Source organism: Bradyrhizobium sp. WD16 (assembly GCF_024181725.1).
Taxonomy (GTDB): Bacteria; Pseudomonadota; Alphaproteobacteria; order Rhizobiales; family Xanthobacteraceae; genus Bradyrhizobium_A.
This window is the reverse complement of the sequence record NZ_CP028908.1, coordinates 3,628,329-3,653,856: the sequence shown is the minus strand read 5'-3', so window position 1 is coordinate 3,653,856 and position 25,528 is coordinate 3,628,329. Positions and strand designations below refer to the sequence as shown.

Below are 25,528 nucleotides of genomic sequence, written 5' to 3'. Positions count from 1 at the left end.
CACTAGTATCCTGTCTCCGAATTACCGCTTCATTTGCCTCACCCTCGCACGGTCATTCGGAGACATCAGGACACTAGCAAAATCAAAAAGCCAGTGCGGCTTATGTCTCGCAATTGCCTACAGGGGCTTGCCGCGAAGGGCATAGGCAATTGCGAGACGCCACACTAGTGTCCCGGTTCTAACGTTCGTATTCCCATGCAGCGAGCACTTCTACGAACGTTAGAACCAAAGGGACACTAGCATCATTATGATTCTAGTGTGGTTTTGGATCTGACGCTCGTTCGAAGAACTCGCTGCGATACTGAAACGAGCGTCAGATCCACCACACTAGGGACAGTTCCACGACGGACAGTCCCAGAACAACCGCTGATTGCTGTTCAAAGGCTGCGGCCCTGTCGCAGTCTTTTTTGTTTGCAGCGGAACCTCAAAGCAGGCTGGGGGTTTGGCTCGACCGCCGTCCGGCCCCGGCCTGACTGCGAAATTCCGTCTCGAAGAAACAGAACAACATCAGTCAGGGGAAACACCATGGGAATGCGGCAAGAGACGTCCACCGCCACGGCGCGGGGCGGCACGACCGGGCTCGATCGCCGGGACCTGCTGCGCACCGCCGGCGCAGCCACGGCGGCGGCGATGCTGAGCGGCAGCGCTTTGGCCCGCGATTTCGGCCGCAATGCGCAGCCGCAGCGCTATCCCGATCCGGATATCGTCGTCATCGACGACAAGCGTTTCAAGGCCAAGGTCGGCAACGCCGCGATCCAGCGCCTCTTTACCGGATGCCTATGGGCCGAAGGTCCGGCCTGGAACGCCCAGGGCCGCTATCTCCTCTGGAGCGACATCCCAAACAATCGTCAGCTCCGCTATCTCGACGACGACAAACACGTGTCCGAACGGTTTCGCTATCCGTCCAACGAGAGCAACGGCAACACCTTCGATCCCGAAGGACGCCAGCTAACCTGCGAACGGACCCGCGTGGTGCGCTTCGAGCACAATGGCCAGCCCACCGTGCTCGCCGAGCGGGTCGGCGACAAACCGCTGAACGGGCCGAACGACATCGTGGTTCACCCCAACGACAAATCGATCTGGTTCACCGATCCCGGTTACGGCGCCAACAGCCTCTATGAAGGGCAGCGGGCCAACACCGGTTCGGTACAGCCCTATCAGAAGGAGGCGGTGTACCGGATCGACGGCCAGACCGGCCAGATCACCAAGGTCGCCGACGAGCCGTTCAAGCCGAACGGCATCGCCTTCAGCCACGACTACAAGAAGCTCTATGTCTGCGATACGGGCATCACCCATTATCCCAACGCCAAGAACATCATCTGGCAGTACGATATCGATGGCGCCAAGCTGTCCAATCCGCGCATCTTTGCCGACATGACGATGGACGGCAAATCAGGATTCCCGGACGGCATGCGCGTCGATATCGAGGGCAATGTCTGGGCGGGCGTCGGCTGGGTCGGCGAGGGTTACGACGGCGTCCATGTCTTCGCCCCGGACGGGGCGCGCATCGGCCTCATCCGCCTGCCGGAAATCTGCGCCAATGTGTGCTTCGGCGGGGTCAAGCGCAACCGGCTGTTCATGACCGCGAGCCAGTCGCTCTATGCCGTCTATGTGGAGACGCAGGGCGCTCACTACTGCTGAGATCGCCGCCGAACGCGGGTCATCAAGCGTTGCGCGGCAAGGCCGCGCAACGCCGTTGTCCGCCGTCAGGCTGGCAGAATCTCGAGCACCGCCAGTTCGCGCCGCAGCGCCTCGGGGCCGGAAAAATGAATCCCGTGCATGCCGAGATCACGCGCCGTCTGCGCATTGCGCGCATTGTCGTCGATATAGACGAGGTCCTCGGCGCGCAGGCCGTAACGCCGCATCAGCAATCGGAAGATTTCCGGGTCCGGCTTGATCAGCCGCTCCTGCCCGGAAACGACGATGCCGGAGAACCAGGCCATGAAGTCGAACATTTCCAGCGCCAGCGGGAACGTCTCGTGCGACCAGTTGGTCAGGGCGTAGAGCGGCGTCGCCTGCGCCTTCAGTTCACGCAGGATAGCCAGCGTCCCATCGATCGGCCCGGCGATCATTTCCGGCCAGCGCTGATGGTAGGCGTCGATCAGTTGCGCCTGTTCGGGATGCTTCTGCTTGAGAACCGCGCTCGCGTCGGCGAAGCTGCGGCCAGCGTCTTGATGGAGATTCCATTCGCTGGTGCAGACCTCGCCGAGGAAGCGCTCCATGGCCGCGTCATCGCCGGCAAACAGCTTGCGATAGAGATAACGCGGGTCCCAGTCGACGAGCACCCCTCCGAGGTCGAACACCACCGTCGTCCGGCGTGCAGGCGGCAGATCGGCTGGAGACACGGGCACTCCCTGAGGTCTGTGGCTGTGGCGCTGTTCGCCGAGGCCGGGCGCGGGTTCCATAACAGAAACCCGGCACACCGACAAATGCAGCGGCAGTGCTCGCGCCACTGCTCACCGGCAGCACATTCCTCACCGTCGAGAAGATGGGATTGCCGACCAGCTTACTGTCAGGAGGCGCGCTGCACCACCCGGGCGGCGAAGCCGGCCTTCGCCGCGTAGCCGCGCACGATGGATTCGCGGGCGTCATAGCTGAGGATCGCGTTGAGATCGGAAAAACCCTGCGGCGCCAGCTGCTCGACGGCGTCGATGACGCCCTCCGGCCCGCCGCGGCGATTGGCGGCGACGATCTCGGCGGTCATCGGCAGACGCTTTCGTTGATAGGCGAGCAGCGCCTGGCGGGGGTGCTCGGCCGAAGCCAGCGCGTCGGCGAGGCCGCGTGCATCCAGGATCGCCTGCGACGCACCGTTGGAGCCGACCGGATACATGGGATGCGCGGCATCGCCGAGCAGCGTCACCCGCCCGCTGGTCCAGTGGGGCAGCGGATCGCGGTCGCAGCAGGGATATTCCCAGAATTCAGGCGTGGCGCCGATCAGCGCAGCGAGATCGACCTGGGGAACGTTGAAACCGGCGACATGGGGCATCAATTCGTCGCGCTTGCCCGGCCGCGACCAGTCCTCGCGCCGCGGCGGCGGCGTGTTGGCGTCGCCGATCCGCACCAGCACCGCCCAGTTGGTGAGACGGCTGGCGGGACTGGAGCCCTCGGCGATCGGATAGATCACCGCCTTGGCGTTGAGACCGCCGGCGACGATCATCGAGCTGCCGGTGAGAAACACCGGCCAGTCGGTGGCGCCGCGCCACAGCATCAGGCCGTTCCAGCAAGGCGGGCCCTCGTCCGGAAACAGCGAGCGACGGACGAAGGAATGGATACCGTCGGCGCCGATCAGGACGTCGCCGCGCGCGGTCAGCGTGTGGCTGCCATGGCGATCGAAGAAATAGGCGCTGACGCCGCCTTCGTCCTGGCTGAAGGCGCCGAGGCGACAGCCGGTGTGGACGGCGTCGGCGCCGAGCCGCTCGACAACCGCCCGATGAATGACGCTCTGCAGCCGCCCGCGATGGATCGAGAACTGCGGCACGTCGTAGCCGGCATCCATGCCGCGCTTCTCGCGCCAGACCTCCTGGCCGCGGCGGGTGAGGTAATAGAGTTCGTCGGTCCGGATCGCGACCTCGTCCAGGCGGTCCAACAGTCCGAGACCGGTCAGCTCGCGGATGGCGTGGGGCAGCGTATTGATGCCGACGCCGAGTTCACGGATGGAGTCCGCCTGCTCGAAGAGCTCGCAATCGATGCCGCGCGCCCGCAGCATCAGGGCGGTGGTCAGCCCGCCGATTCCGCCACCGACGATGATCGCCTTCATTCCCTACTCCCACGACAGACGCATGGAAGTATCAATCATGCCCTAACCGACCGGCAAAGCAAGCGCGCGGCGGCGCCGCCGCGAACTGCCGCCGGCCATGGATAACGCCCTTCGCTGCACCGTCGGCGCCGATTATTCCGCGGCCAGGCGACCGGCTGCCTCGCCGCGCAATTCGGCGCGCGTCTTCGGCTTGCTCTTGACCTTCAATTCCTCGAAATCCGCCCGGTCGCGGACGCTGTTGCGGAAGAGCTGCTCCTTGCCGGGCAGATAGGGCAGCGGGCAATAGGCCTGCTCGGCGCCGTACCAGGCGGCGGCCCGCAGGGTGAACCCTGGATCCACCAGGTGCGGCCGTCCCAGTGCGACGAGGTCGGCGCGGCCGGCCGCCAGAATCGTGTTCACCTGATCGGCCGTGGTGATGTTGCCGACGCACATGGTGGCGACGCGGGCCTCGTTGCGGACCTGGTCCGAGAACGGCGTCTGGAACATGCGACCATAGACCGGGCGCGCACCGCGCACCGTCTGGCCGGTGGAGACGTCGATGAGATCGACGCCGGCCGCATGGAAGGCCCCCGCGATCTTCACGGCGTCGTCGCCCGTAATGCCGCCTTCCGCCCAGTCGGTCGCCGAGATACGCACCGACATCGGTTTGTGCGCCGGCCACATCGCGCGTAACGCCCGGAACACCTCGAGCGGGTAGCGCAGGCGGTTCTCCAGCGTGCCACCGTAGGCGTCCGTGCGGGTGTTGGTCAGCGGCGACAGGAAGCTCGCCAGCAGATAGCCGTGGGCACAGTGCAGCTCGAGCATGTCGAAGCCGCAGCGGATACCGCGCTCGGCGGCGGTGACGAATTCATCGCGGATGCGGATCATGTCCGCACGGTCGAGCTCGCGCGGCACCTGACTGTCCGGGAAATAGGGAATCGGCGACGCCGAAAACACTTCCCAACCGCCCTCTTCCAACGGCCGGTCCATGCCCTCCCACATCAGCTTGCTCGCGCCTTTGCGGCCGGCATGGCCGAGCTGCAGGCAGATCCTGGCCGCCGAATTGGCATGAACGAAATCGACGATGCGCGTCCACATCGCCTCCTGGGCATCGTTCCACAGGCCGGCGCAGCCGCGGGTGATGCGCGCGTCGGGCGCGATGCAGGTCATTTCGGTGAAGACCAGCCCGGCGCCGCCGATGGCACGCGCGCCGTAATGCACGAGATGGAAATCCTGCGGGACACCGTCCTTGGCCGAATACATGCACATCGGCGAGACCACGGCGCGGTTGGCCAGCACCATGTCGCGCAGCCGGAACGGCTGGAACATCGGTGCGCCCGGCTTGTCGAGGTCGACGTCGAGCCCCTTAGCCCGGACCTGGCGGGCAAATACCCGATCGACCTCGGCGACGAAATCCGGCGCGCGCAGCTTGAGATTATCGTAGGTGATCGCCTTCGACCGCGTCATCAGGCCGAAGGCGAACTGAACAGGATCGAAATCCCAGAAGCGGTCGAGGTGCTCGAACCACACCAGCGAGACGTCGGCGGCGTGCTGCGTCTTCTCGACCTCCTCGCGCCGGCCGCTCTCGTAGAGCGCAAGCGCATCGTCGAGACTGGCCGTGTTGCCGATCGCCTCGACCAGGGCGATGGCATCCTCCATGGCAAGCTTGGTGCCGGAGCCGATCGAAAAATGCGCGGTCGACTTGGCGTCGCCCAGCAGCACCATGCGGTCCTTGACCCAGCGCTGGTTGCGGATCATCGGAAAATTCCGCCACATCGAGCGGTTGATCAGCAGCGGATGGCCATCGAGGAACCAGCCGAAGATCGCGGCCATGCGGTCGGCCGACTGCTGCTCATCGAGGCCGCTCAACCCGGCGCGGGCGAAGGTGTCCGGATCGGTTTCGAAGATCCAGGTCGAGCGGCCCGCCTCGTACTGGTAGGCATGAGCAATGAACGGCCCCCACTCGGTCTCCTGGAAGACGAAGGTGAAGGCGTCGAGCGGCTTGGTCGACCCCATCCAGGCGAACTTGTTGGCGCGCAGGTCGGTCTCGGGCCGGAAGTGATCGAGGTATTTGTCTCGAAAGCGGCTGTTGATGCCGTCCGACAGCAGGATCAGGTCGGCATCGGCGAGCTGCGCCTCGTCGCTGATCTCGGTCTCGAAATGCAGGGCGACGCCGAGTTCGCGAGCCCGCTCCTGCAGGATCAGGAGCAGGGTGCGGCGCGAACAGCCGCAGAAGCCGTTGCCGCCGACCTTGTGAACGGTGCCGCGAAAATGGATGGCGATATCGTCCCAGTAGGCGAATTCTTCGGTGATGCGCCGATAGCTCGGCAGGTCGTGCTGTTCGAAGTTGTCCAGCGTCGCGTCCGAGAACACCACGCCGAAGCCGAAGGTGTCGTCGGCCCGGTTGCGCTCATAGACGGCGATGTCGGCTTCCGGGCGCTGTTTCTTGAGGAGGATGGCAGCATAGAGACCCGCAGGGCCACCACCGATGATCGCAACCTTCATGAGCACCTCCGAGGCAGAGCCAACCCAGATATTTTAAGTCTAAAATAAATCGGCCCGCAAGGGCGTTTGCGCTGCGGCGCGCTTTTGCTCAGTCGCCTTCGAATACCGGCTTCTGCTTGGCAGCGAACGCCTTGAAGGCCCGCTCGAAATCCTTGGTGGTCATGCACAAGGCCTGGGCAATCGCCTCGGATTCGATCGCCTCTTCCACGCTCATCGCCCATTCCATCGCCAGCATCCGCTTTGTCATGGTGTTGGCGAAGGTCGGTCCCGCCGCGATCTCGGCGGCCAGACGTCGCGCCTGCGGCAGAACGTCCGCCGGGCTGACGATCCGGCTGAAGAACCCCCACCGCTCGCCCTCCTCCGCGCTCATGAAGCGGCCGGTGTAGAGCAGTTCGGACGCCCGCGACTGACCGATGATGCGCGGCAGGATTGCGCAGGCGCCCATATCGCAACCGGCCAGCCCGACCTTGTTGAACAGAAAGGCGACCTTGGCGCCGGTGGCGGCCAGCCGCAGGTCGGACGCCATGGCGATGATGGCGCCGGCACCGGCGCAGATTCCCTCCACGGCAGCGATCACCGGCTGCGGACAGGCGCGCATCGCCTTGACGAGATCGCCGGTCATGCGGGTGAAGGCGGTGAGCCCCTTGGTATCCATGGCGACCAGCGGGCCGATGATCTCGAAGACGTCGCCGCCCGAGGAGAAGTTGCCGCCCGCCCCCGTGACCACGATCGCCTTGACCACGTCGTCATGGGCGCAGGCGCGGAAGAAGTCCGTCAATTCGCGATAGCTCTCGAAGGTCAACGGGTTCTTCCGCTCGGGGCGGTTGAGCGTCACAATCGCCACCGGGCCGTCTACCACCAGCAGGAAGTGCCGCGGCTGGTACTGCGCGATCGGCAGGGTCACGGCATTGGCGTAAACGGTCGCGCTGCTGGTCATCGGGCCTTCCTCCGTCCTTCGAATATCTGCTTTTGAATCTGCGGCTCCGCCTCCTCGCCGCAATCGGCGGCGCTGCGGGCGATCAGATCTCCCCGCCGGCCACGGCAATCGCCTGTCCGGTCACCGCGCTCGCTCCCGGCGAACACAGCCACAGCACGGCATCGGCGACTTCAGCCGGCGTCACCAGCCGCCCCTGGGGATTGTGGCGGGCGAGATCCGCCAGGGCCTCGTCACGGCTGCGGCCGGTCTTCTGCACGATGCGCTCGACGCTCTCGGCGACGAGATCGGTGTCGGTGAAGCCGGGGCAGACCGCGTTGACCGTGACCCCGCTCGCCGCCATCTCCACCGCCAGCGCCCGGACGAATCCGACCACGGCGTGCTTGGCGGCGCAATAGGCGCTGACATAGGGATAGCCCTTGAGGCCCGCGGTGGAGGCGATGGCGACGATGCGCCCGCGCTTGCGCTCGGCCATCGGCCTCGCCACCGCCTGGGCGGCATGCACAACGCCCATCAGATTGATGTCGATCATGCGGCGGAACAGCGCCGCGTCGCTGCGGCCGAACGGCGCCGATTCCGCCGCACCGGCATTGGCGACCAGAATGCTGATCGGCTGCACGGCGGCCGCCTCGGCCACCGCCGCGGCGAGCGCGGCTTCATCGGCGACGTCGGCGACCGCATAGGCCGCCGCCGCCCCCTCGGTGACGGCCGCTTCCAGCACCGCGCGGTTGCGGCCGACGATGGTGACGCGCGCTCCGGCCTCGCTGAGTGCCGCGGCAACGGCGCGACCGATGCCGCGGCCGCCGCCGGTGACGAGGGCATGTTGATCCGTGGAAAACATCGGCATCGGACGACCTCGGATGAGACCGTCAATATATTTTAAGCTTGAAATGATTGCAAGGAAGGCCGGCGGGCTCGGCGCAGCGTCGCCGACGGCGGCTCGCCATATTTGCAGCGATAGGCCTCCGCCATCCGGCTGAGATGGGTGAAGCCGAGCTCGTAGGCCTTGTCGGTGACCGAAGCGCCGTCGGCTGCCCGACGCAGCGCACTATTGAGATGATCAAGCCTGATGTCGAGCAGCATCTCCGAGATGGTGGTGCCGAAATGGCGCTTGAAACCGAGCTGCAAGGCCCGGATGCCAGTGCCGGCAACGGCCGCCAGCCGGGCGAGGTCGAACGCCTCGTCGGCATGGGCGCGCAGATGGTCGCGGGCGCGGCGCAGCGCCGCGGGCGTCGTCGGAGCTTGTCCGCTGAACCTGCGGATCGGCTCGGTCAGCCCGTGCGGCTGCCCGTTGAGAAGCATCGACAGAAACGCTTCGCGAAAGTCGGCGACCGCCAGCCGAGACAGGCCCCGCCCGGCCGGCGGGCGATCGAGGGCATCGATCAACGCAGTGAGCTGCGCAACCAGCATCCGACCGGCCGCATTCCGCAGGTCGAGGGCGGGATCGAACTCCACGATCTGGCGCGGCGCCCCGGCGAGCGCGGCGGCACGCTGTTCGAGGACGTCGCGATCGATCAACAGGATCATCTGACCGCAGCCGTCGTGCCATTCCATCCGCGTCGGCACCGTCGGCGACAGCAGCGACGCCACGTTGCCCGGCAGCGTCTCGACCAGACGCGACGCGGTTGAGACGCGCGCAGCGCCGGTGCGCGGCACCTGCAGCAAGAAGAAGCGGTCGAGGCACCCCGGATCGATGGTGACGGTGCCGCCATAAGCGACGTAGTTCACGGAGATGCCGTCGAGGGCCGCGCAGTGGTGCCGGGCAAAGAAGCGCGATTGAGTGCCGCGGATCGGTTCCAGATTGTGCGGACAGAAGATCTGCCCGATCGCCTCGGCCGCGTCGTCGACACGATCGGTCGACACCCGCCGATAGGCGCCCAGTGGCAACGACTGCGGCCCGCCCTCTGCACCTTCGGCATTCCAGGCCATTGCACGCTCCGCTCGAGTGCGCCGACGCCAGTTATTTTAAGCTTAGACTATCCACCGCTGATGCTCCGGCCAAGTTCAATTCGGCGCCACCGGGTGCTGTTCTGTTGCGCAGCAAGGAGCTGATTCCCTGATGCGCCGCAGCATCGGACGCATTTTCCGCAGGCCCCCGCACACCGGATTCGTTTTGCGGATAGCGCGGCGCGATCCGCCGCCGCAGCCTTGGTTGCGGGGACACTCGACGTCCCGGGCGATCAAGGAGACGACAGATGCCAGCACTGGAAAAAGGCATTACCCGCAACGGAGAGGGGTACGGCGGCAAGTCCTGGAACATCCTTGGACAGGTCTACTACCCCAAGGCTGTCACCGACTCGGCGTTCGCATTCGAGACCAACAGCGAACCCGGCCAGTTCGTGCCGGTCCGCATTCATCCCACCCAGGACGAATTCATCCTCGTCCAGGAGGGGACGCTCGATCTCAAGCTCGACGGCGTCTGGGTGAAGGCGAGCGTCGGCGATCTCGTGCGCATGCCGCGCGGCATCCCCCATGGTTACTTCAACAAATCGGACAAGCCGGCGCGCGCCCTGTTCTGGGTGTCGCCGATGCAGAAACTCGAGGAGCTCTTCAACCAACTGCACAATTTGAGCGACCCCGCCGAAGTGGTCCGCATCTCGGCGCTTCACGACGTCGACTTCCTGCCGCCCGAAGCCAATGAGTGAAGAGGATGCCATGATCCGGCAGAAGAACGTCTGCGTGATCGGCGCCGGCGTCTCCGGGCTGGCCACCGCGAAGGCATTCACCTCGCGCGGCCACAAGGTCACGATCATCGAACGCAGCAGCGATCTCGGCGGCGTATGGGAGCCGGCGCGATCCTACCCCGACGTCCAGACCCAGAGCCCAAAGGAACTCTACCGTTTCATCGACAAGGCCATGCCGGATACCTATCCGGAGTGGCCGAAAGGGCCTCAGGTCCATGCCTATCTGGTCGACTACGCCAGGACCTATGATCTCGCCCGGCTGATCCGGTTCAACACCGCCGTGCTGGAGATGAACCGGCGTCCGGACGGCGAGCCGGGATGGCGGCTGGATCTGCGCGATGCAGACGGACACCATGCTCAGGAGGATTTCGATTTCGTCGCCGTCTGCACCGGACAGTTCAACGAGCCGCAGGACCTCGAACTGCCCGGCCGCGACACTTTCACGGCTGCCGGCGGCCAGATCCTGCATTCGTCGAAATACAACGACGGCAGCATCGTCAAGGGACGCCGTGTCGTGGTGCTGGGCGGCTCGAAGTCGGCGACCGACATTGCGGTGAATGCAGTCAGATCCGGCGCCAGCGCCGTGACCCTCGTTTACCGGACGCCCGTCTGGCGCATTCCCTACTTCATCGGCGGCCTGATCAACTTCAAGCGGATCCTCTACATTCGGGCTCAGGAAGAGATGTTTCGAAGCTGGGGCATGAGCGTTCGCTCCCGGATCAATCACGCCCTGGCGAGGCCATTCGTCTGGGCCAACTGGCGCGCGCTGGAGAGCCTGCTCAAACTGCAGCTTCGGCTGAAAGCCTGCGACATGATCCCGGACGAGCGGATTGAAGACGGCGTCAACTGCTCGGTTCCGATCGCCACTCCGGGCTTCTATCCGATGGTGGCCGACGGCCGCATCCGGGCGATCCGCGGCAGTATCAATGACTACGAAGCCGGCGCGGTGATCACCACCGGGGGCACCGCAGTCGAGGCGGACGTCGTCATCCTCGCCATCGGCTTCAAGCTGGGCGTGCCATTCCTGCCGGCAGCCTGGCGCGACAAGCTGGTCGAACCCGACGGCCAATATCGCCTTTATCGCATTATCGCCAATCCCGACCTGCCCGACATGGGTTTCGTCGGGTTCAACTCCAGTTTCTGCACCGTGCTCTGCGCGGATCTCGCCGCCAACTGGCTGGTGCGCTACGCCGACGGTCAGCTTGCGCGGCAGCCGACCGCGGCGCAGATGCACGACAACATCGACATGATGTTGCGCTTCAAGCGGCACGAGCGACCGGCCGCGGGCGTCTATGGCGGGCTTTGCGTGGCGCCCTACCATTTCAGGCACTTTGACGAATTGCTGGAGGATATGGGCGCCGGCACCCGACGGCGGAGCGCGCTGGTCGAGAAATTCGCACCGCCGGATGCCGACGCCTATGCGCGGTTTCTCGCCTCGGCCCCCGGCTACACCGTGGCGCCTCCGGAGGCCAACTGATGAACGCGGCGATCCTACGCCGCCGCGCGCTTGCCGCTCGTTACGCGGGTGAAGATGACGCGGTTACGGCCTTCGTCCTTGGCGCGATAGAGCGCCTGGTCGGCGCAACCGAAGGTGTGAGTCCAGCCATGCACGCGATCGTCGCCGAGAGCAACGCCCAGGCTGGCGGTGACGTCCAGCCGCAGTCCGGGCCCGGCCTCGAAAGCGCCCCCTGCGATCGCGTCACGAATCCGCTCGGCAATCGATTCCACAAGCTCGGTTGTCGGCTGAGCGACAATGATGGCGAATTCCTCGCCGCCGTAGCGCGCGGCGAGATCGGCCGACCTGACACACTGCCGGATGCGCCGCGCAGTTTCCTGGAGGACCAGGTCGCCGGCAAGATGGCCGTGGACGTCGTTGACCTGCTTGAAGTGGTCGAGATCGAGGAGAACGACGCCGATCGCTCCATCGAAGCCGGCAAGGTGATTGTGGCGGTGGGTGAGCGCATCCTTCAGCGCCCGGCGATTGAGCAGTCCGGTGAGCGGATCGGTTTCGGCGAGCAGCTTCAGGCGCAAATTCAACTCGTCGCGCTCGCGTTCCGCCGCGAGCCGTGCTCGCTGGCTCTCGCGCAGCAGTCGCAGCGCGCGCAGCACCTCGCCGACCTGTTCGCTGCCGACCGAAGGCATCTTGACCTCCATCGGCGTACCCAGCGCCATCGCCATGATCTGATCACGGATATAGAGCAGCGGCTGGAACAGGAAGCGCTGGATACCGATGATGATGCTGACAATGGCGAGGATCAGCAACGTCGTTGTTCCGCTCGAAATCACCAGCACGCGCCAGGCGGCGTCGCGGGCGGCCATCGCACGGGCGAAGGTCGTGCGCAGGATGACGTCGCGCAGTCCCTGCAGCGTGTTCATGTCCGGGACAAGCCGCGCGGTGAATTCGGCCGGCGTCAGCGGATAAGGCACGGCCGAGGGATCGCCCATATGCAGGCCATCGAGGAACTGGAACGCGCGGTCGAAATAGCGCCCGTTGACTTCGCTCCAGCTGCGGGCAACGTCGCTGTCATCGAGCAGCGGCCGGATGCTTGTGGCGACGATATCGCGCATCTGTTCGATCCGGGTGCGTAACCGGACGATTTCCTTCAGCCGCTCCGCCGACGGCACCTGCTGGGTCTGCAACGGAACAATGTATTGAGACCCGAGCCGGCCGGCGATGTCACGCAATTCCGTAACGATGCTGGCAACGATGACTGTATGCGCCATCGCCGGATCATGTGCGGTGGTCCGGCTGCCGATGTCCTCCGCCAGCGCGACGCTACTGTCCACGACGCCGAACATGGCCTCGATAGCGCCCTGCAGCGCCACGGGATCCCGCTGGCTCTTCAGCGTTTGCGCGACGGCATCGACCCGGCGGCGGGCGCGCAGCAGGCGATCGCGTACGAGATCGAGCCGGGCAAGCGTCGCCTGGGCATCGGCGACGCCGCTGGCGGCGATATCCGCGGCTAGTTCCGTCAGGGCATCATCGACGCCGCCGCGCGCGCCTTTCAGCGCCCTGGCAAACGCCTCCGCGCCGGCGTCCTCGGTCATGGCCGAATTGGCCGGTCCGCGCTCGGCGGAAATCCGGTCCATGACGATCAGTGCGCCGTGGAGTTGCCGGATATTGACGAGATTGACCCCATCCGACCGATATTTGGCGTAGCCGTTCCAGACGAGACCGACGCCGAGCGCCAGCGCCCCGAGAATGACCAGGGAGGCGAGATACCAGAATTTCCCGTTGATGCCCGATTTACCCATGCGAACCGCTCTGAATTGGCGAGGCTTCTCGCACGCGCACCCTTTAATTTCTGTTGTCGGAGTCCACGAGCGTCGGACGCAGTTAAGAAAGACCTGAATTCATCCTGGTTTGCACCCGGTGAACAGAACCGGCATCTCAGCGCTGATGGCGCGGCGCGAGGATCTCGCCCCGCGCCGTGGCGATCCCCATTTCGAGACTGTCGGCGATGCGGCGCGCCCGCTCAACGAAATGGGCGGCGGCGACCGGTGGACAGACGTCCTGCGCCGTGCGCTCGAACAGAGCGAGCCAATGATCGAAATGCCGCCGCTCCACCGGCAACCCGGCATGCGCACGCATCGGCTGACCGTGATAACGGCCGGTCATCAGCGCGACCGAAGACCAGAAGGCGCAGAGTTTTTCGATGTGCCGATCCCAATCCTCGACCTTGGCGGCAAAGATCGGGCCGAGCAGTGCATCTTGGCGAACGCGGTCGTAAAAGGTGCGGACGAGACGCGCGATCATCGCATCGTCGATGCCGGTTTGCGCCGCCAGTTCGGCGGTGATGCGAGCGCGGCGCTCCGGTCCGCCCTCGTCATGGGCGACGGCACGGGGAATGGCAGTCTCGGTCATGGCTGTCGTGGATTCTTTGTTGGATCGTTCAAAGTCCGCATCCGCTCAGGCCGCCGGCTGCAAGCCGAAATCCCGGGGCGGCAGCATCAGATCGGCAAGCGTGCTGCGGTCCAGCCTGGCGTGAAAGGCATCGAGCGCCTCGTTGAGGACACCACGCAGACGGCAACGCGGCATGATTCGGCAGGCACAGTCCGGGCTGAAACACTCCACCAGCGCGAAATCCGGTTCCGTCGCCCGCACCACGTCGCCGAGCCGGATCGCCTCGGGCGGCCGCGCCAGCTTGAGGCCGCCGGCCCGGCCGCGCACCGCGGCGAGAAAGCCCGCCCTGGTGAGCTGATTCACCACCTTCATCAGATGGGCCCGCGAGATGCCGTAGACCTTGGCCGTCTCGTCAATGGTGACCAGCCGGTCGCCGGCGGCCGCCGCGAACAGCAGCACCCGGAGGGCGTAGTCGGAAAAATGGGTGAGACGCATGCTGGCCTCGCGCTCAATAAGATATACTATAGATACATCTTATCTTGCCGACTGTCCAGACCGCCGGCGCGACCGAGGGCGATCAGGCAGAGATCGGACCACCGAGCTTGTAGATCTCCAAGGCCTCGGCGTCATCGCCGCGGCTTGCCTGCAGCATGCGGAACAGCTGCGCCGCGAGACCGGTCATGGGCACCGGCGTCTTCGACTTGCGCGCGACGTCGAGCACCGTGTCGAGATCCTTCAGCATGGTCACGCCATGCCCGAGCGGCGGATCGTGGATGGCCTTGACCATGCGCGGCACGAAGAGCTGGAGAGGGATCGAGTCGGCGAAGCCGCCCTTCAGCGCGACGGGCAAACGCTCCGCGTCGATGCCGGCATTGACCGCGAGCCGCGCCGCCTCGGCCAGAACCGCCATGGTGCACCCGGCGATGATCTGGTTGCAGAGCTTGGTGGTCTGTCCGGCGCCGAGCGGGCCCATGTGGGTGAAGTTGCGCGCCATCACGCCGACATAGGGGGCGACTCGCGCGATGTCCTCGGCCACACCGCCGGCCATCACTGCCAGCGTCCCCTCCGCCGCGCCCTTGGTCCCGCCGGAGACCGGGGCATCGATCCAGGCCATGCCGTTGGCGGCGTGCAGGCGGGCGGCGATATCTTGGGTCGCCTCCGGATGAATCGACGAAAAATCGACGACGATCCGTCCCGTTCCGGCAGCCTCGGCAAGACCGCCGGAGTCGAAGGCGACCTGCTCCACGGCGGCGGCGTCGGTCAGGCACATGAAGATGATCTCGCTCGCGGCGGCGACACCGGATGGTCCTGGCGCGGCACGCGCACCCGCGGCGACTGCCTCGGCCAGCTTCTGCGGCGAGCGGTTCCAGACGGTGACGCAGTGGCCGGCGGCAAGCAGCCGCTTGGCCATCGGCAGGCCCATCAGGCCGAGACCGATATAACCGAGGGTTTCCGCAGGCTCACCAGCCATTACCGCACCTCATCATCGAACCACGGCCAATCCGCCGCACAATCGTGGGTGACCGCGCCGCCCGGCGCCTGGCCGACGAGCTTGGCATATTTCGCCAAGGCTCCGGCGCGATGGCGTGGCGGCGGGGCGGTCCAGGCGGCGCGGCGGCGGTCGAGTTCGGCGTCGTCGACCAGCAGATCCATGCGCCTCGCCGCGGCGTCGATGCGGATCCGATCGCCGGTTGCAACCAGCGCCAGCGGCCCGCCGACCGCAGCCTCCGGTGAGACATAGCCGATGCACAGCCCACGGGTGGCACCGGAAAAACGGCCGTCGGTGACCAGCGCCACCTTCTCGCCCATGCCCTGACCATAGATCAGCGCTGTGACGCCCAGCATCTCGCGCATGCCCGGCCCGCCGACGGGACCTTCATTGCGGATGATCAGCACGTCCCCTGCGGCATAGGCGCGGTCGCGGACCGCGGCGACGCAGCTCTCTTCGTCCTCGAACACCCGGGCGGTCCCTTCGAACTGCAGCGCCTTGAGCCCGGCCACCTTGATCACCGCGCCGTCGGGGCACAAATTGCCCTTGAGGATGGCAACGCCGCCGTCGCGCATGATCGGCGAAGCGGGCGCGAACACCACCTCGCCATCGGGCGCCGGCGCGGCGTCGTGCTCCTGCGCCAACGTCCGTCCGGTAATGGTGAGACAATCCCCCTCGATGTGGCCGCTTGCAATCAGTGCGCGGATCACCACCGCGGCACCACCGATGTCATAGACATCCTTCGCGGTGTGTTTGCCGCCCGGACGAAGATTGCCGATCAGCGGCGTGCGCGCGAAGACCTCGCCGACATCATCAAGCGTAAAGCGGATGCCGGCCTCGTTGGCGATCGCCGGCAGATGCAACGCCGCATTGGTCGAGCCGCCGGTGGCTGCGACAATGGCAGCGGCGTTCTCCAGCGCCATGCGGGTGACGACGTCACGCGGCTTCGGGCCACCTCTCGCGAGCATCTCCATGACGAGGCGACCGGCGCGACGCGCAGCCTGAGCGCGCTCGGCATAGACGCCGGGCACCATCGAGATATTCGGAATGGTGAGGCCGAGCGCCTCGGACACCATCGCCATGGTATTGGCTGTGAACTGGCCGGCGCAGGCCCCGACGGTCGGCAGGCAGGCGCGCTCGATGCGCGCCAGCGTCGCCTCGTCCATGTCGCCGCTGAGCACGGAGCCCACCGCCTCGTAGGAATCGAGCGCTGTGAGGTCGCGCCCCTCGAATCGGCCAGGCAGCGCGCTGCCACCATAGATGAAGACGGAGGGCACGTTGCAGCGGACCATGCCCATCATCACCCCGGGCAGGGTCTTGTCGCAGCCGCCAAATCCGATCAGCGCGTCATAGGCGAGGCCGTGGACCACCGCCTCGATGGAATCCGCGATCAATTCCCGCGACAGCAGCGAGAATTTCATGCCTTCGTGATTCATGCTGATGCCGTCGGACACCGAAATGGTGGCAAACTCCCGCGGCGTGCCGCCGGACTCGGCAATGCCCTCCTTGGCGGCGGCGACCTGGAAATCATGGGTCATGTTGCAGGGCGTCTGCTCGCCCTTCATGCTGACGACGCCGATCATCGGCTTGGCGATGGCGGCATCGTCTAGCCCCATGGCTCGCATGAAGGCGCGGTGCGGCGCCCGATCGAGCCCATCGGTCGTAACCCGCGACCGCGGTTTCTTCATCTTTACAGTCCCTCGACAAGACCTCGGTACTGGGCCCTCCGGTCGAGCCCTATCGTATTCACACATCTGATCCGCAGCCGAGAAAGCGGCCACTCAGACTGCGTAAACTTGTCTGCGATGCCGGGCATCCACGACTTTGGAGCCTCTCAACCTGAAAGACGTGGATGACATAGCGATCCGGCTCTTGCCGGATCGCGTTCTTTTCTCATGCCGGAAGTCGGAAACATCCGACTTCCGGTGACAAGCCCGGCCATGACGAGAATGAATTATTGTCAGGGCGCATCTGTTGCGGTCCCAATGCGTGAATCTCCTATGGTCAAGCCGGAGGGCGACAGCGGCATGCTTGCGTGACCATGCCTTTAGGACGTGATCGCGGGTGCAACCCGTCGAGGAACTATACCGTCAATCGCAGACCTTGCCAGCGCGCCCAGCGCGTGCCTGAGCGGCGCACCGCCGCGCTCGCGGGTGCCTGGCGCCAAGGAACAAGGTTGTCGAGGACGACGCATCGCGCGAACGGACCCCATAAGCATCCGGCGGCCGGACCGTGACAACACCGCCACCGCGGCTCTGCCTACCGCCTAGTTATTTCAATCCTAAAATTATCGCTTTTCATATATCTTCGGCCTGCTAGGATTGTGGATATTGGGCCGGAGAGGCTGATGGTCGAGATCGCCACGAAATCGAATGATGGCTTCGTCTACGACGAGGCCGGGCCAACCGACGCGCCGGCCCTGATTTTTCTCCACGGCATCGGCGGCGCGGCCCGCGCCTGGCGCTCGCAGCTTGCGCACTTCGCGCCGCGCTTTCGCACCCTCGCCTGGGACATGCCGGGCTATGGCGGCTCAGCGCCGCTCAACACGGTCAGCATCGCCTCGCTTGCCGGCGCGCTGCGCGATTTTCTCGCCGCAACCGGCGCGACCCCCCCGGTGCTGGTCGGTCACTCCATCGGCGGCATGATCGTCCAGCAGCTGCTCGCCGACGACGCCAACGCGGCCCGCGCCGTGGTGCTGGCGCAGACCAGCCCCGCCTTCGGCAAATCCGACGGCGACTGGCAGAAGGCCTTCATCGCCGCCCGCCTCGGGCCGCTCGATCGCGGCGCCACCATGGCGGAGCTGGCGCCATCGCTGGTGCAGGAGCTCGCCGGTGAGGCTCCTGATGCCGCGGGCATGGATCGAGCCCGCGACTGCATGGCTTCAGTTCCCGAGGCCACCTACCGCGCCACAATGACCGCCCTGCTCGGCTTCGACCTGCGCAGCGCGCTGCCCCGCATCGCCGTCCCGTCCCTGGTCCTCGCGGGCAGCAAGGACACCAATGCGCCGGCGCCGATGATGGCCAGGATGGCGACCTTCATTCCCGGTGCCCACTATGTCGAACTGAGCGGCGTCGGCCATCTCGCCAATCTCGAGCAGCCGGCGGCCTTCAACGCCGCGCTCGACGACTTCTTCGCCACCCTGCCCCGGCCATCATAAGGGACGCCGAGAGACCGCCATGAGCAGCAGCGCCAGCACCGCCACGACCACCGCGCCCGATGCGCCGATTTTCGATCCCAAGGCGTTCCGCCTCACCGCCGAGCAGGCCGACATCATGGCCAAGGCGCGTCATCTCGGCGAGACCGTGTTCGCCGGCCGTGCCGCGGTCCATGACCGCGAAGCCACCTTCCCGACCGAGAACTACAAGGACCTCCACCGCGCCGGCCTCCTCGGCATCGCCATCCCCAAGACTCTCGGCGGCATGGGCGCGAATTACCAGACGTATGCGCTGACGGCCGCCGAGATCGGCCGCTACTGCGGATCGACCGCGCTGACCTGGAACATGCACGTGTGCTCGACGCTGTGGTCGGGCCCCCTCGCGGACGATCTCGACATGGACGCGCAAACCCGCGCGGCGCATGAGCGCCGCCGGGCGATCCATTACCGCAGGATCATGGACGACGGCGCGGTCTATTCGCAGCCGTTCTCGGAAGGCGGCGCGGCAGCGGCCGGCGGCGTCGCCTTCGGCACCGAGGCGAGGCCGGTGCCGGGCGGCTGGATCGTCAACGGCAAGAAGATCTTCGCCTCCCTCGCGGGACACGCCGACTACTACGGCGTGCTCTGCACCGAAGTGCAGGAAGGCGCCAAGGCGACGCGCCGCAATACGCTGTACCTTGCCATTGCCGCGGTGAGCGACGGCATCTCGGTGGTGGGGGACTGGGACCCCCTCGGCATGCGCGGCACGGTCTCGCGCACCTTGATTTTCAAGGACGTCTTCGTGCCCGAGGATGCGGCGCTGATGCCGCGCGGGGTCTATTACCAGGCGGCGCTGCGCTGGCCGCACATGTTCCTGACGCTCTCCCCGACCTATATGGGCCTCGCCCAGGCGGCGGTCGATTTCACCGTCAAGTATCTGCGCGGCGAGGTCCCGGGCATGCCGCCGGTCAAGCGGCGCATGTATCCGACCAAGCAGATCGCCGTCGCCGAGATGCAGGTCAAGCTCGAGCAGATCAAGGCCTTGTGGTTCCAGGCCGTGACCGAGGCCGGACCGAACCCGAGCAAGGAGCAGGTCTTGCGGGCTTATGCAGCGCAATATTCCACCATGGAGGGCGCCAACGATCTTGCCCGCCTCGCGATCCGGACCTGCGGCGGCCAGGCGATGCTCAAGTCACTGCCGCTGGAACGGGTCTACCGCGACAGCCGCTGTGGATCGCTGATGCTGCCCTGGACGGCCGAGCTGTGCCTCGACCGCATCGGCCGCGAGGCGCTGTATAATCCCGGCGAAACCGACGAATGACGACCGCATAGCGACGGCTACAGATGGATCTCGCCAGCCTGATCGAGCGCAATGCCGCCTTCACCCCGGACAAGCCGGCGATCGTGTTCGGCGGCGAGGTCCTGACCTATCGCGCCCTGCACGAGAGGATCACGGCGACAGCACAGGCGCTGAAGGCCGAGCTCGGCGTCGGGCGCGGCGATCGCGTCGCCATTCTCAGCCTCAACCACCCCGATTACCTCGTTCTGCTCTATGCCTGCGCGCGGCTCGGCGCCATTCTGGTGCCTCTGAACTGGCGCCTTGCCGGCGCCGAACAGATCTTCATCGTCAGCGACGCCGCGGTGAAGGTGGTCGTGCTGCAACAGGCCTTCGAGGCTCTGCTGCCGGACCTTGACGCAGCGCTACCCCAGGTGCGTCCGGTCGGCCTCGATTTCGGCCCGGCCAATGGCCTCGGCTTTGGTGACCTGCTCGCCTGCGCCGCCGGCGACGGGCGCAATCCGCACACCGACCTCACATGCCCGCTGCTGATCGTCTACACCTCCGGCACCACCGGGCGGCCCAAGGGCGCCGTGCTGCGCCAGGAGGCGCTGCTGTGGAACGGCGTGATGAGCCAGCACATGCACGACCTCACGTCCGACGATCACGTGCTTACCGTGCTGCCGTTCTTCCATGTCGGCGGCCTCAATATCCAGACGACGCCGGCGCTGCACCACGGCGCCACCGTCACCATCCATGAGCGCTTTGCCCCCGACGCCACCCTTGCGGCCATCGCGACCGCGCGTCCGACCCTGACCGTGCTGGTGCCGGCAACGCTTCAGGCGCTGCTCGATCACCCTGCCTGGACGACGAGCGATTTCTCCTCGCTTCGCGCCATCGCCACCGGATCCACCATCGTGCCGCCGGCGCTGATCGATCGCTTCACTGCGCGCGGCGTGCCGGTGCTGCAGGTCTACGGCTCGACGGAGACCTGCCCGATTGCGATCTACACGAGAATGGGCGGCGACCTTTCGCGCCGCGGCTCGACCGGACTGCCGGGTCTTTGCTGCGAGGCGGCGGTCGTCGACGACGACGGCAACGAGCTGCCCTACGGCAGCGCCGGCGAGATCGTGGTGCGCGGGCCCAACGTGTTCTTCGAATATTGGGGCAACGAGACCGCGACCCGCGATGCGCTCCATGACGGCTGGTATCGCACCGGCGACATCGGCACCCGCGACGAGGACGGCTATTTCTGGGTCCATGACCGCAAGAAGAACATGATCATCTCCGGCGGCGAGAACATCTACCCCGCAGAGATCGAGCGCGTGCTGCTGACCCATCCGGCAGTGGCCGACGTCGGCGTCGTCGGTCGTCCTGATCCGAGATGGGACGAGGTGCCCGTGGCCTATGTGCTGCTGCGCGGTGGCGTCAGCGCCGACGCCGACGCTCTGCGCAGCGAGTTGCGCGGCCATGTGCTGTTGCATCTCGCCCGCTTCAAGGTGCCGCGCGACATCGTCTTCGTCGAGGACCTGCCGCGCACCGCGCTCGGCAAGGTGCAGCATTTCCGGCTGCGGGATCGCGCGCCCGAAGACTGAAGAGACTGAAGCACCCCGCCGCTGTCATGAAGAACGAACAAGGAGACGATGCGTGAGGATTACGGTACTGGGCGGCGGCAACGGCTCCTTCGCGGCGGCAGGTGATTTCGCCCTTCAGGGCCACGAGGTGCGCCTGTGGCGGCGCGACGCGGCCATGGTCGAAGCCCATCGACAGGCGCGCAGCCGCGTCACCGTCAGGGACGCCCGCGGCCGCCGTGAAACCGAACTCGCCCTCGTCACGACTGACATCGCCGCGGCGATCAAGGACGCCGAGCTGGTGCTCTGCCCCGCGCCGGCCTTTGCCCAAGCCGACATCGCCAAGGCGCTGGCGCCGCATCTCACCGACAGACAGGTGGTCTTCCTGCCGCCGGCCACATTCGGTTCGTTCATCTTCGCCAAAGCCGCCCATGATGCCGGAAACCGCGCCGAGCTCGCCTTCGCCGAAACCGGCACGCTGCCCTGGCTCGCGCGCAAGCATGGCCCATTCGAAGTCGCCATCACCGTGCGCGCCAAGCATCTGCCCACCGGCGTATTCCCGCTCGCGGCAAGCGATCACGCCCTGGACGTGATCGGCAAGGCCTTTCCCGGCGTCATCACCTCCTGCGGCGACGCGCTCTCCGGCGCATTGATGAATGCCGGGCCGATCATCCATCCGCCGCTGATCGTGATGAATGCCGGCCCGATCGAGCATTTCGAGCGCTGGGACATCCACAAGGAAGGAACGCAAGGAGCGATCCGCCGCGTTACCGACGCGCTCGACGCCGAACGCATCGCCGTGCGCGCCGCGCTCGACTACGGCGCGCCGCATTTCCCGCTGGCCGACCACTATGCCAAGGAAGGGCCAGAGTGGATGTACGGCCGCGGCTCCCATGACCGGCTGACCGATTCAGGCGACTGGCGCGAGCGCATTGTGCTGCGCGAGCATCGGTACATGCGCGAGGACCTGCGCGTCGGGCTTTCCTTCCTGACCTCGGTTGCGCGCCTCGCCGGCGCCGCCACCCCGCTCGCCACCGCCTTTCTCGCCATCGGCGGCGCGATCTGCGGCGGGAATTTCCTCGAAGGCGGCCGCACGCTCGCAGGCCTCGGCCTCGGCGACCTCGACCGCGACGCACTGCAGCGCCTGCTGAAGGGGGGCTTCGCATGACCGGGCGCGCCGCCATTGCCTGCCTCGGCGCCGGGCGGATGGGCCGCGGCATCGCCGTCGCCTTCGCCTGGGCGGGGCATCCGGTCGCCATCGTCGATTTCAAACGGCGCGATGGTGCCGCCTTCGCCGGCCTGCGCGACGAGGCGCTGAGCGACGTGCGCCGCACATTCGACAGCCTCGGCCGCCTGAACGCGCTTGAGCCCGCACAGGTCGATCGGCTGATGTCCCGCGTCAGCGTCGTCCCCGAGAACGAGGCCGCCGCCGCCCTCGCCAACGCCGAGGTGATCTTCGAGGGCGTACCGGAAGTGGTCGATCTCAAGCGCGAGGCGCTGAGCCGAGCCGCCGTGCTGGCCGGCCCGCAGCCGATCATCGCCTCCACGACCAGCACCATCCTGGTCGATGACCTGTCCCCCGCGGTGGCGCAGCCGGAGCGCTTCCTCAACGCGCACTGGCTCAACCCCGCCCATCTCGTGCCGCTGGTCGAGCTCTCTCCGGGCCAGCACACATCACATGAGGTCACGGCGCGGCTGATTGCGATCCTCGAAGCCATCGGCAAGGTACCGGTGACCTGCGCCGCCCGACCCGGCTACATCGTGCCGCGGATCCAGGCCCTCGCCATGAATGAAGCCGCGCGCATGGTCGAGGAAGGCGTCGCCAGCGCTGCAGATGTCGACAAGGCGATCAAGTACGGATTCGGCTTCCGCTTCGCCGTGCTCGGCCTGCTGGAATTCATCGATTGGGGCGGCGGCGACATTCTGTTCTACGCCAGCCGCTATCTGTCCGGCGCGCTGGGCAGCGATCGCTACGCCGCTCCGGAAATCGTCGAGCGCAACATGGCCGAAGGGCGCATCGGCCTGCGCACCGGCGAGGGCTTCCTCGATTATGCCGGCATGGACGTTGAGGCCTACCGCAACGGCCGTCTCGCCGAACTGGCGGCCCAGCTGCAGCGGATGGGGCTGGCGAAGCCACCGGTGCTGGATTGAGAGGACGAGGGCCCGCAGCGCCTTCGTTCAGCCGAACACGTCCTGCAGCACCCCATCCCTGATCACGGTGGTGCCGTCGATCTCGATCGTCGTATTCATCACCGGCAGGTCGAAATGGCCGGCGGTATAACGGCCGGCAAATTCATTGGCGCCGGTCGAAAACAGGAAATTGCCGGACACCGCCCGCAATTCGGTGCCGTTGGTGTCGCGCTGGTCGTACATCGACAGCGCCTCGTAGCGCGCTCCCGGATTCATGCCCCAGCCGACATGGGACACCGCATAGGCCTCGCGGTCGCCCCAGGCCGCAAGATAGGACCGCATCATCGCCGCATCGGTGCCTTCGCCGGCGAGAGCGACGACGTAGTCGTCCTCGATCGTCAGCCGCACCGGCGAGGCGAGATAGCGCTTGAAGGTGAGGTTGATGTCGCCCGGCGCGAGCACCAGCGTGCCGTTGACCGACTTGCTTTTGGGGAAGGACACCACGATGCCGCCCGGCCAGTGCGCCAGCGTCCCCGGCTTGTCGGTCCAGCCCCAGACCCCGGCCGTCGATGCGCCTTCCATGTCGACGTCGAGATCGGTGCCGGCGGCAGAGGTGACGCGCATGCGCTTTGAACCTCGCAGCATCCGCGCCGCGTTGCGCACGCGCTTTTCGAGACCGACATCCGGCACCATGCGCTCGAGCGCTTCGGGATGCTCGTTCGAGATCACCTGGATGCGGGCGCCGGCCTTGAGAATGGCGGCAGTCTCCTTGGCGTGCATCAGGCCTTCGACGGTGCAATCGACGACGAAGCCGGCCTGCTGCATCGCGCTGATCACGGGCCCGAGCTGCTGGATCGCCTCGCTCGCCCCGGTGGAGCGGATCGGCACCGGCTGGCGATTGCGCGGCGTCGGCACCACCACATGGAACGGCCGCGCCCCCATCCGCAGCAGCGCCAGCTCGGCGAGCTGGACGTTGAGGGCGCGCGACTGGGTCTCCGACAGGATGGCCGCTGTGTCACCGGGCTTCACGGCGCAGCGTGCGAAAACCTCGCAGAACGCGTCGATCCACTTTCCCTCGATCCTGTCGGCCAGCATCCCATCCCTCGACGGCATTGACCATTGGAGCATAAAAGCGGCCGTGTTATATGAAAAGGAATTTTTTTACGTTTAAAGTATTGGCCAGCCGGTCGGCATCGCGAGGACCGTCGTGACAACCAAAGTCGTGACAACCAAACTGGACACCCGCCGCGCTGCCGGTCTCGATCCGCTGTCCTTTCGCAAGGCGCTCGGCCAGTTTCCCACCGGGGTCACCATCGTCACCGCCCAGAGCGCGGATCGCCGCCTCGGCATGACCGCCAATTCCTTCGCGTCAGTGTCCCTCGACCCGCCCCTGGTGCTGTGGTGCCCGGCGAAGGCGGCTCCGAGCCACGACGCCTTCGTCGCCGCGGAAGGCTTCGCGATCCACTTTCTCGGCGCCGACCATCAGGATCTTGCGCTTCGCTTCGCCAGCCGCACTGCCGAGAAGTTTGCCGATATTCCCCATGAGACGGGAATTTCCGGCGCCCCGCTCCTGACCGAACTTGCGCCGATCTTCGAATGCCGCACCTGGGCGCGTTACGACGGCGGCGATCACACCATCCTCGTCGGCGAAGTGATCCGCCTGGTCGAGCGGGTTCACGATCCGCTGCTGTTCCATTCCGGCGTGATGCGCCGGATCGAAGGTCCGCGCCGGACGCCGGCGGCCGCCAGTTCGGGTTTCGTCCGCAACTATCTCCCCTATCTGCTGGCCCGCGCCAGCGTCATCGTCTCCGGCGAATTTCACGCCACGCTCGGGACGTGGAATCTCTCGGTGCCCGAATGGCGGGTGCTGGCCTGCCTGACCGATGCCGACGGCCTTTCGGTCGGCGAACTCGCCGCGATGGCGCTGATGAAGCAACCGAGGCTCACGAAGGTGCTCGATCGCATGGAGGCCGAGGGCCTCGTGGAGCGGCGCGGCACCGCCGCCGACCGCCGCCGCACACCCATCCATCTCACCGCCAAGGGGCGCAAGCTGGTCAAGCCGGTGCTGCGCGCCGCCCAAGCCCACGAGGCCGATCTGCTGAGGCGCTTTTCCGACGACGAACGCGCGACGATCAAATACGCGCTCGACCTCCTGATCGACGAGCGTAGCGAGAAGCCCTGAACTGGGCCTTCCCTCGCCGCCGTCTCGGGGCGGTCGCCGCGCCC

At 66.2% G+C, this 25,528-nt stretch carries 21 protein-coding genes; 9 read left to right on the top strand and 12 right to left on the bottom strand.

Going from position 1 to position 25,528, the window contains the following annotated elements; translation table 11 throughout:
* Positions 1-531 precede the first annotated feature (531 nt).
* Positions 532-1,641: an SMP-30/gluconolactonase/LRE family protein gene (locus DB459_RS16920; protein WP_253713602.1), complete on the top strand. Its 1,110-nt coding sequence runs from the start codon at positions 532-534 to the stop codon at positions 1,639-1,641.
* A 65-nt stretch (positions 1,642-1,706) separates the two neighbouring features.
* Here DB459_RS16920 and DB459_RS16915 read toward each other — a convergent pair whose 3' ends face one another.
* From DB459_RS16915 to DB459_RS16890, 6 genes are all read right to left on the bottom strand, one after another.
* Positions 1,707-2,345: an HAD family phosphatase gene (locus DB459_RS16915; protein WP_253706439.1), complete on the bottom strand. Its 639-nt coding sequence runs from the start codon at positions 2,343-2,345 to the stop codon at positions 1,707-1,709.
* 167 nt (positions 2,346-2,512) lie between these two features.
* A complete protein-coding gene (locus DB459_RS16910) occupies positions 2,513-3,757 on the bottom strand; it encodes a flavin-dependent oxidoreductase (protein WP_253706438.1) in 1,245 nt (414 codons plus the stop codon).
* Between the two features lie 132 nt (positions 3,758-3,889).
* Positions 3,890-6,241, bottom strand: a complete 2,352-nt coding sequence (locus tag DB459_RS16905; protein WP_253706437.1) for a bifunctional salicylyl-CoA 5-hydroxylase/oxidoreductase — start codon at positions 6,239-6,241, stop codon at positions 3,890-3,892.
* A gap of 88 nt (positions 6,242-6,329) precedes the next feature.
* Positions 6,330-7,178 carry an enoyl-CoA hydratase family protein gene (locus tag DB459_RS16900; RefSeq protein WP_253706436.1) on the bottom strand — a complete coding sequence of 283 codons (849 nt, stop codon included), beginning with the start codon at positions 7,176-7,178 and terminating at the stop codon, positions 6,330-6,332.
* A gap of 82 nt (positions 7,179-7,260) precedes the next feature.
* The gene (locus tag DB459_RS16895; protein WP_253706435.1) at positions 7,261-8,022 is read right to left on the bottom strand and encodes an SDR family NAD(P)-dependent oxidoreductase; all 762 of its coding nucleotides are present in this window, start codon (positions 8,020-8,022) and stop codon (positions 7,261-7,263) included.
* Between the two features lie 32 nt (positions 8,023-8,054).
* On the bottom strand, positions 8,055-9,104 hold the full coding sequence (locus tag DB459_RS16890; RefSeq protein WP_253706434.1) for an AraC family transcriptional regulator: 1,050 nt from the start codon (positions 9,102-9,104) through the stop codon (positions 8,055-8,057).
* Positions 9,105-9,370: 266 nt separating this feature from the next.
* Between DB459_RS16890 and DB459_RS16885 the strand changes: the two genes are divergently transcribed.
* Entirely contained in the window at positions 9,371-9,820 is a 450-nt protein-coding gene (locus tag DB459_RS16885) for a cupin domain-containing protein (protein ID WP_253706433.1), read from the top strand.
* A 10-nt stretch (positions 9,821-9,830) separates the two neighbouring features.
* Positions 9,831-11,336: an NAD(P)/FAD-dependent oxidoreductase gene (locus tag DB459_RS16880; RefSeq protein WP_253706432.1), complete on the top strand. Its 1,506-nt coding sequence runs from the start codon at positions 9,831-9,833 to the stop codon at positions 11,334-11,336.
* Between the two features lie 14 nt (positions 11,337-11,350).
* Here DB459_RS16880 and DB459_RS16875 read toward each other — a convergent pair whose 3' ends face one another.
* From DB459_RS16875 to ilvD, 5 genes are all read right to left on the bottom strand, one after another.
* Positions 11,351-13,114, bottom strand: coding sequence for a diguanylate cyclase (locus DB459_RS16875; RefSeq protein WP_253706431.1), 1,764 nt, complete (start codon positions 13,112-13,114; stop codon positions 11,351-11,353).
* A gap of 136 nt (positions 13,115-13,250) precedes the next feature.
* A complete protein-coding gene (locus tag DB459_RS16870; protein WP_253706430.1) occupies positions 13,251-13,724 on the bottom strand; it encodes a group III truncated hemoglobin in 474 nt (157 codons plus the stop codon).
* 45 nt (positions 13,725-13,769) lie between these two features.
* Entirely contained in the window at positions 13,770-14,198 is a 429-nt protein-coding gene (locus DB459_RS16865; protein ID WP_253706429.1) for an Rrf2 family transcriptional regulator, read from the bottom strand.
* 82 nt (positions 14,199-14,280) lie between these two features.
* Positions 14,281-15,174: an NAD(P)-dependent oxidoreductase gene (locus tag DB459_RS16860; protein ID WP_253706428.1), complete on the bottom strand. Its 894-nt coding sequence runs from the start codon at positions 15,172-15,174 to the stop codon at positions 14,281-14,283.
* Positions 15,174-16,880, bottom strand: coding sequence for a dihydroxy-acid dehydratase (ilvD, locus tag DB459_RS16855; protein ID WP_253706427.1), 1,707 nt, complete (start codon positions 16,878-16,880; stop codon positions 15,174-15,176). The genes DB459_RS16860 and ilvD overlap by 1 nt, the downstream gene beginning before the upstream one ends.
* Before the next feature lie 659 nt (positions 16,881-17,539).
* Here ilvD and DB459_RS16850 point away from each other — a divergent pair.
* Genes DB459_RS16850 through DB459_RS16830 form a run of 5 tightly spaced genes read left to right on the top strand, consistent with a single transcriptional unit; the run spans position 17,540 to position 23,323 of the window.
* Complete coding sequence (locus DB459_RS16850; RefSeq protein ID WP_253706426.1) at positions 17,540-18,349, top strand: alpha/beta fold hydrolase; 810 nt, start codon at positions 17,540-17,542, stop codon at positions 18,347-18,349.
* A gap of 19 nt (positions 18,350-18,368) precedes the next feature.
* On the top strand, positions 18,369-19,646 hold the full coding sequence (locus DB459_RS16845) for an acyl-CoA dehydrogenase family protein (protein WP_253706425.1): 1,278 nt from the start codon (positions 18,369-18,371) through the stop codon (positions 19,644-19,646).
* 23 nt (positions 19,647-19,669) lie between these two features.
* Complete coding sequence (locus DB459_RS16840) at positions 19,670-21,196, top strand: class I adenylate-forming enzyme family protein (RefSeq protein ID WP_253706424.1); 1,527 nt, start codon at positions 19,670-19,672, stop codon at positions 21,194-21,196.
* A 52-nt stretch (positions 21,197-21,248) separates the two neighbouring features.
* Complete coding sequence (locus tag DB459_RS16835; protein ID WP_253706423.1) at positions 21,249-22,340, top strand: NAD/NADP-dependent octopine/nopaline dehydrogenase family protein; 1,092 nt, start codon at positions 21,249-21,251, stop codon at positions 22,338-22,340.
* Complete coding sequence (locus tag DB459_RS16830) at positions 22,337-23,323, top strand: 3-hydroxybutyryl-CoA dehydrogenase (protein ID WP_253706422.1); 987 nt, start codon at positions 22,337-22,339, stop codon at positions 23,321-23,323. The genes DB459_RS16835 and DB459_RS16830 overlap by 4 nt, the downstream gene beginning before the upstream one ends.
* A 27-nt stretch (positions 23,324-23,350) precedes the next feature.
* Here DB459_RS16830 and DB459_RS16825 read toward each other — a convergent pair whose 3' ends face one another.
* A complete protein-coding gene (locus DB459_RS16825) occupies positions 23,351-24,397 on the bottom strand; it encodes a peptidase M29 (RefSeq protein ID WP_253706421.1) in 1,047 nt (348 codons plus the stop codon).
* 127 nt (positions 24,398-24,524) lie between these two features.
* On the opposite strand from DB459_RS16825, the gene DB459_RS16820 reads away from it, so the two are divergent.
* A complete protein-coding gene (locus tag DB459_RS16820; RefSeq protein ID WP_253706420.1) occupies positions 24,525-25,484 on the top strand; it encodes a flavin reductase in 960 nt (319 codons plus the stop codon).
* The last annotated feature ends 44 nt before the right edge of the window (positions 25,485-25,528 follow it).

Coding starts and splice junctions, on each gene's coding strand:
- DB459_RS16920 (WP_253713602.1), top strand. CDS start 532: ATGCGGCAAGAGACGTCCACCGCCACGGCGCGGGGCGGCACGACCGGG.
- DB459_RS16910 (WP_253706438.1), bottom strand. CDS start 3,757: ATGAAGGCGATCATCGTCGGTGGCGGAATCGGCGGGCTGACCACCGCC.
- DB459_RS16905 (WP_253706437.1), bottom strand. CDS start 6,241: ATGAAGGTTGCGATCATCGGTGGTGGCCCTGCGGGTCTCTATGCTGCC.
- DB459_RS16900 (WP_253706436.1), bottom strand. CDS start 7,178: ATGACCAGCAGCGCGACCGTTTACGCCAATGCCGTGACCCTGCCGATC.
- DB459_RS16895 (WP_253706435.1), bottom strand. CDS start 8,022: ATGCCGATGTTTTCCACGGATCAACATGCCCTCGTCACCGGCGGCGGC.
- DB459_RS16890 (WP_253706434.1), bottom strand. CDS start 9,104: ATGGCCTGGAATGCCGAAGGTGCAGAGGGCGGGCCGCAGTCGTTGCCA.
- DB459_RS16885 (WP_253706433.1), top strand. CDS start 9,371: ATGCCAGCACTGGAAAAAGGCATTACCCGCAACGGAGAGGGGTACGGC.
- DB459_RS16880 (WP_253706432.1), top strand. CDS start 9,831: ATGATCCGGCAGAAGAACGTCTGCGTGATCGGCGCCGGCGTCTCCGGG.
- DB459_RS16875 (WP_253706431.1), bottom strand. CDS start 13,114: ATGGGTAAATCGGGCATCAACGGGAAATTCTGGTATCTCGCCTCCCTG.
- DB459_RS16870 (WP_253706430.1), bottom strand. CDS start 13,724: ATGACCGAGACTGCCATTCCCCGTGCCGTCGCCCATGACGAGGGCGGA.
- DB459_RS16865 (WP_253706429.1), bottom strand. CDS start 14,198: ATGCGTCTCACCCATTTTTCCGACTACGCCCTCCGGGTGCTGCTGTTC.
- DB459_RS16860 (WP_253706428.1), bottom strand. CDS start 15,174: ATGGCTGGTGAGCCTGCGGAAACCCTCGGTTATATCGGTCTCGGCCTG.
- ilvD (WP_253706427.1), bottom strand. CDS start 16,880: ATGAAGAAACCGCGGTCGCGGGTTACGACCGATGGGCTCGATCGGGCG.
- DB459_RS16850 (WP_253706426.1), top strand. CDS start 17,540: ATGGTCGAGATCGCCACGAAATCGAATGATGGCTTCGTCTACGACGAG.
- DB459_RS16845 (WP_253706425.1), top strand. CDS start 18,369: ATGAGCAGCAGCGCCAGCACCGCCACGACCACCGCGCCCGATGCGCCG.
- DB459_RS16840 (WP_253706424.1), top strand. CDS start 19,670: ATGGATCTCGCCAGCCTGATCGAGCGCAATGCCGCCTTCACCCCGGAC.
- DB459_RS16830 (WP_253706422.1), top strand. CDS start 22,337: ATGACCGGGCGCGCCGCCATTGCCTGCCTCGGCGCCGGGCGGATGGGC.
- DB459_RS16825 (WP_253706421.1), bottom strand. CDS start 24,397: ATGCTGGCCGACAGGATCGAGGGAAAGTGGATCGACGCGTTCTGCGAG.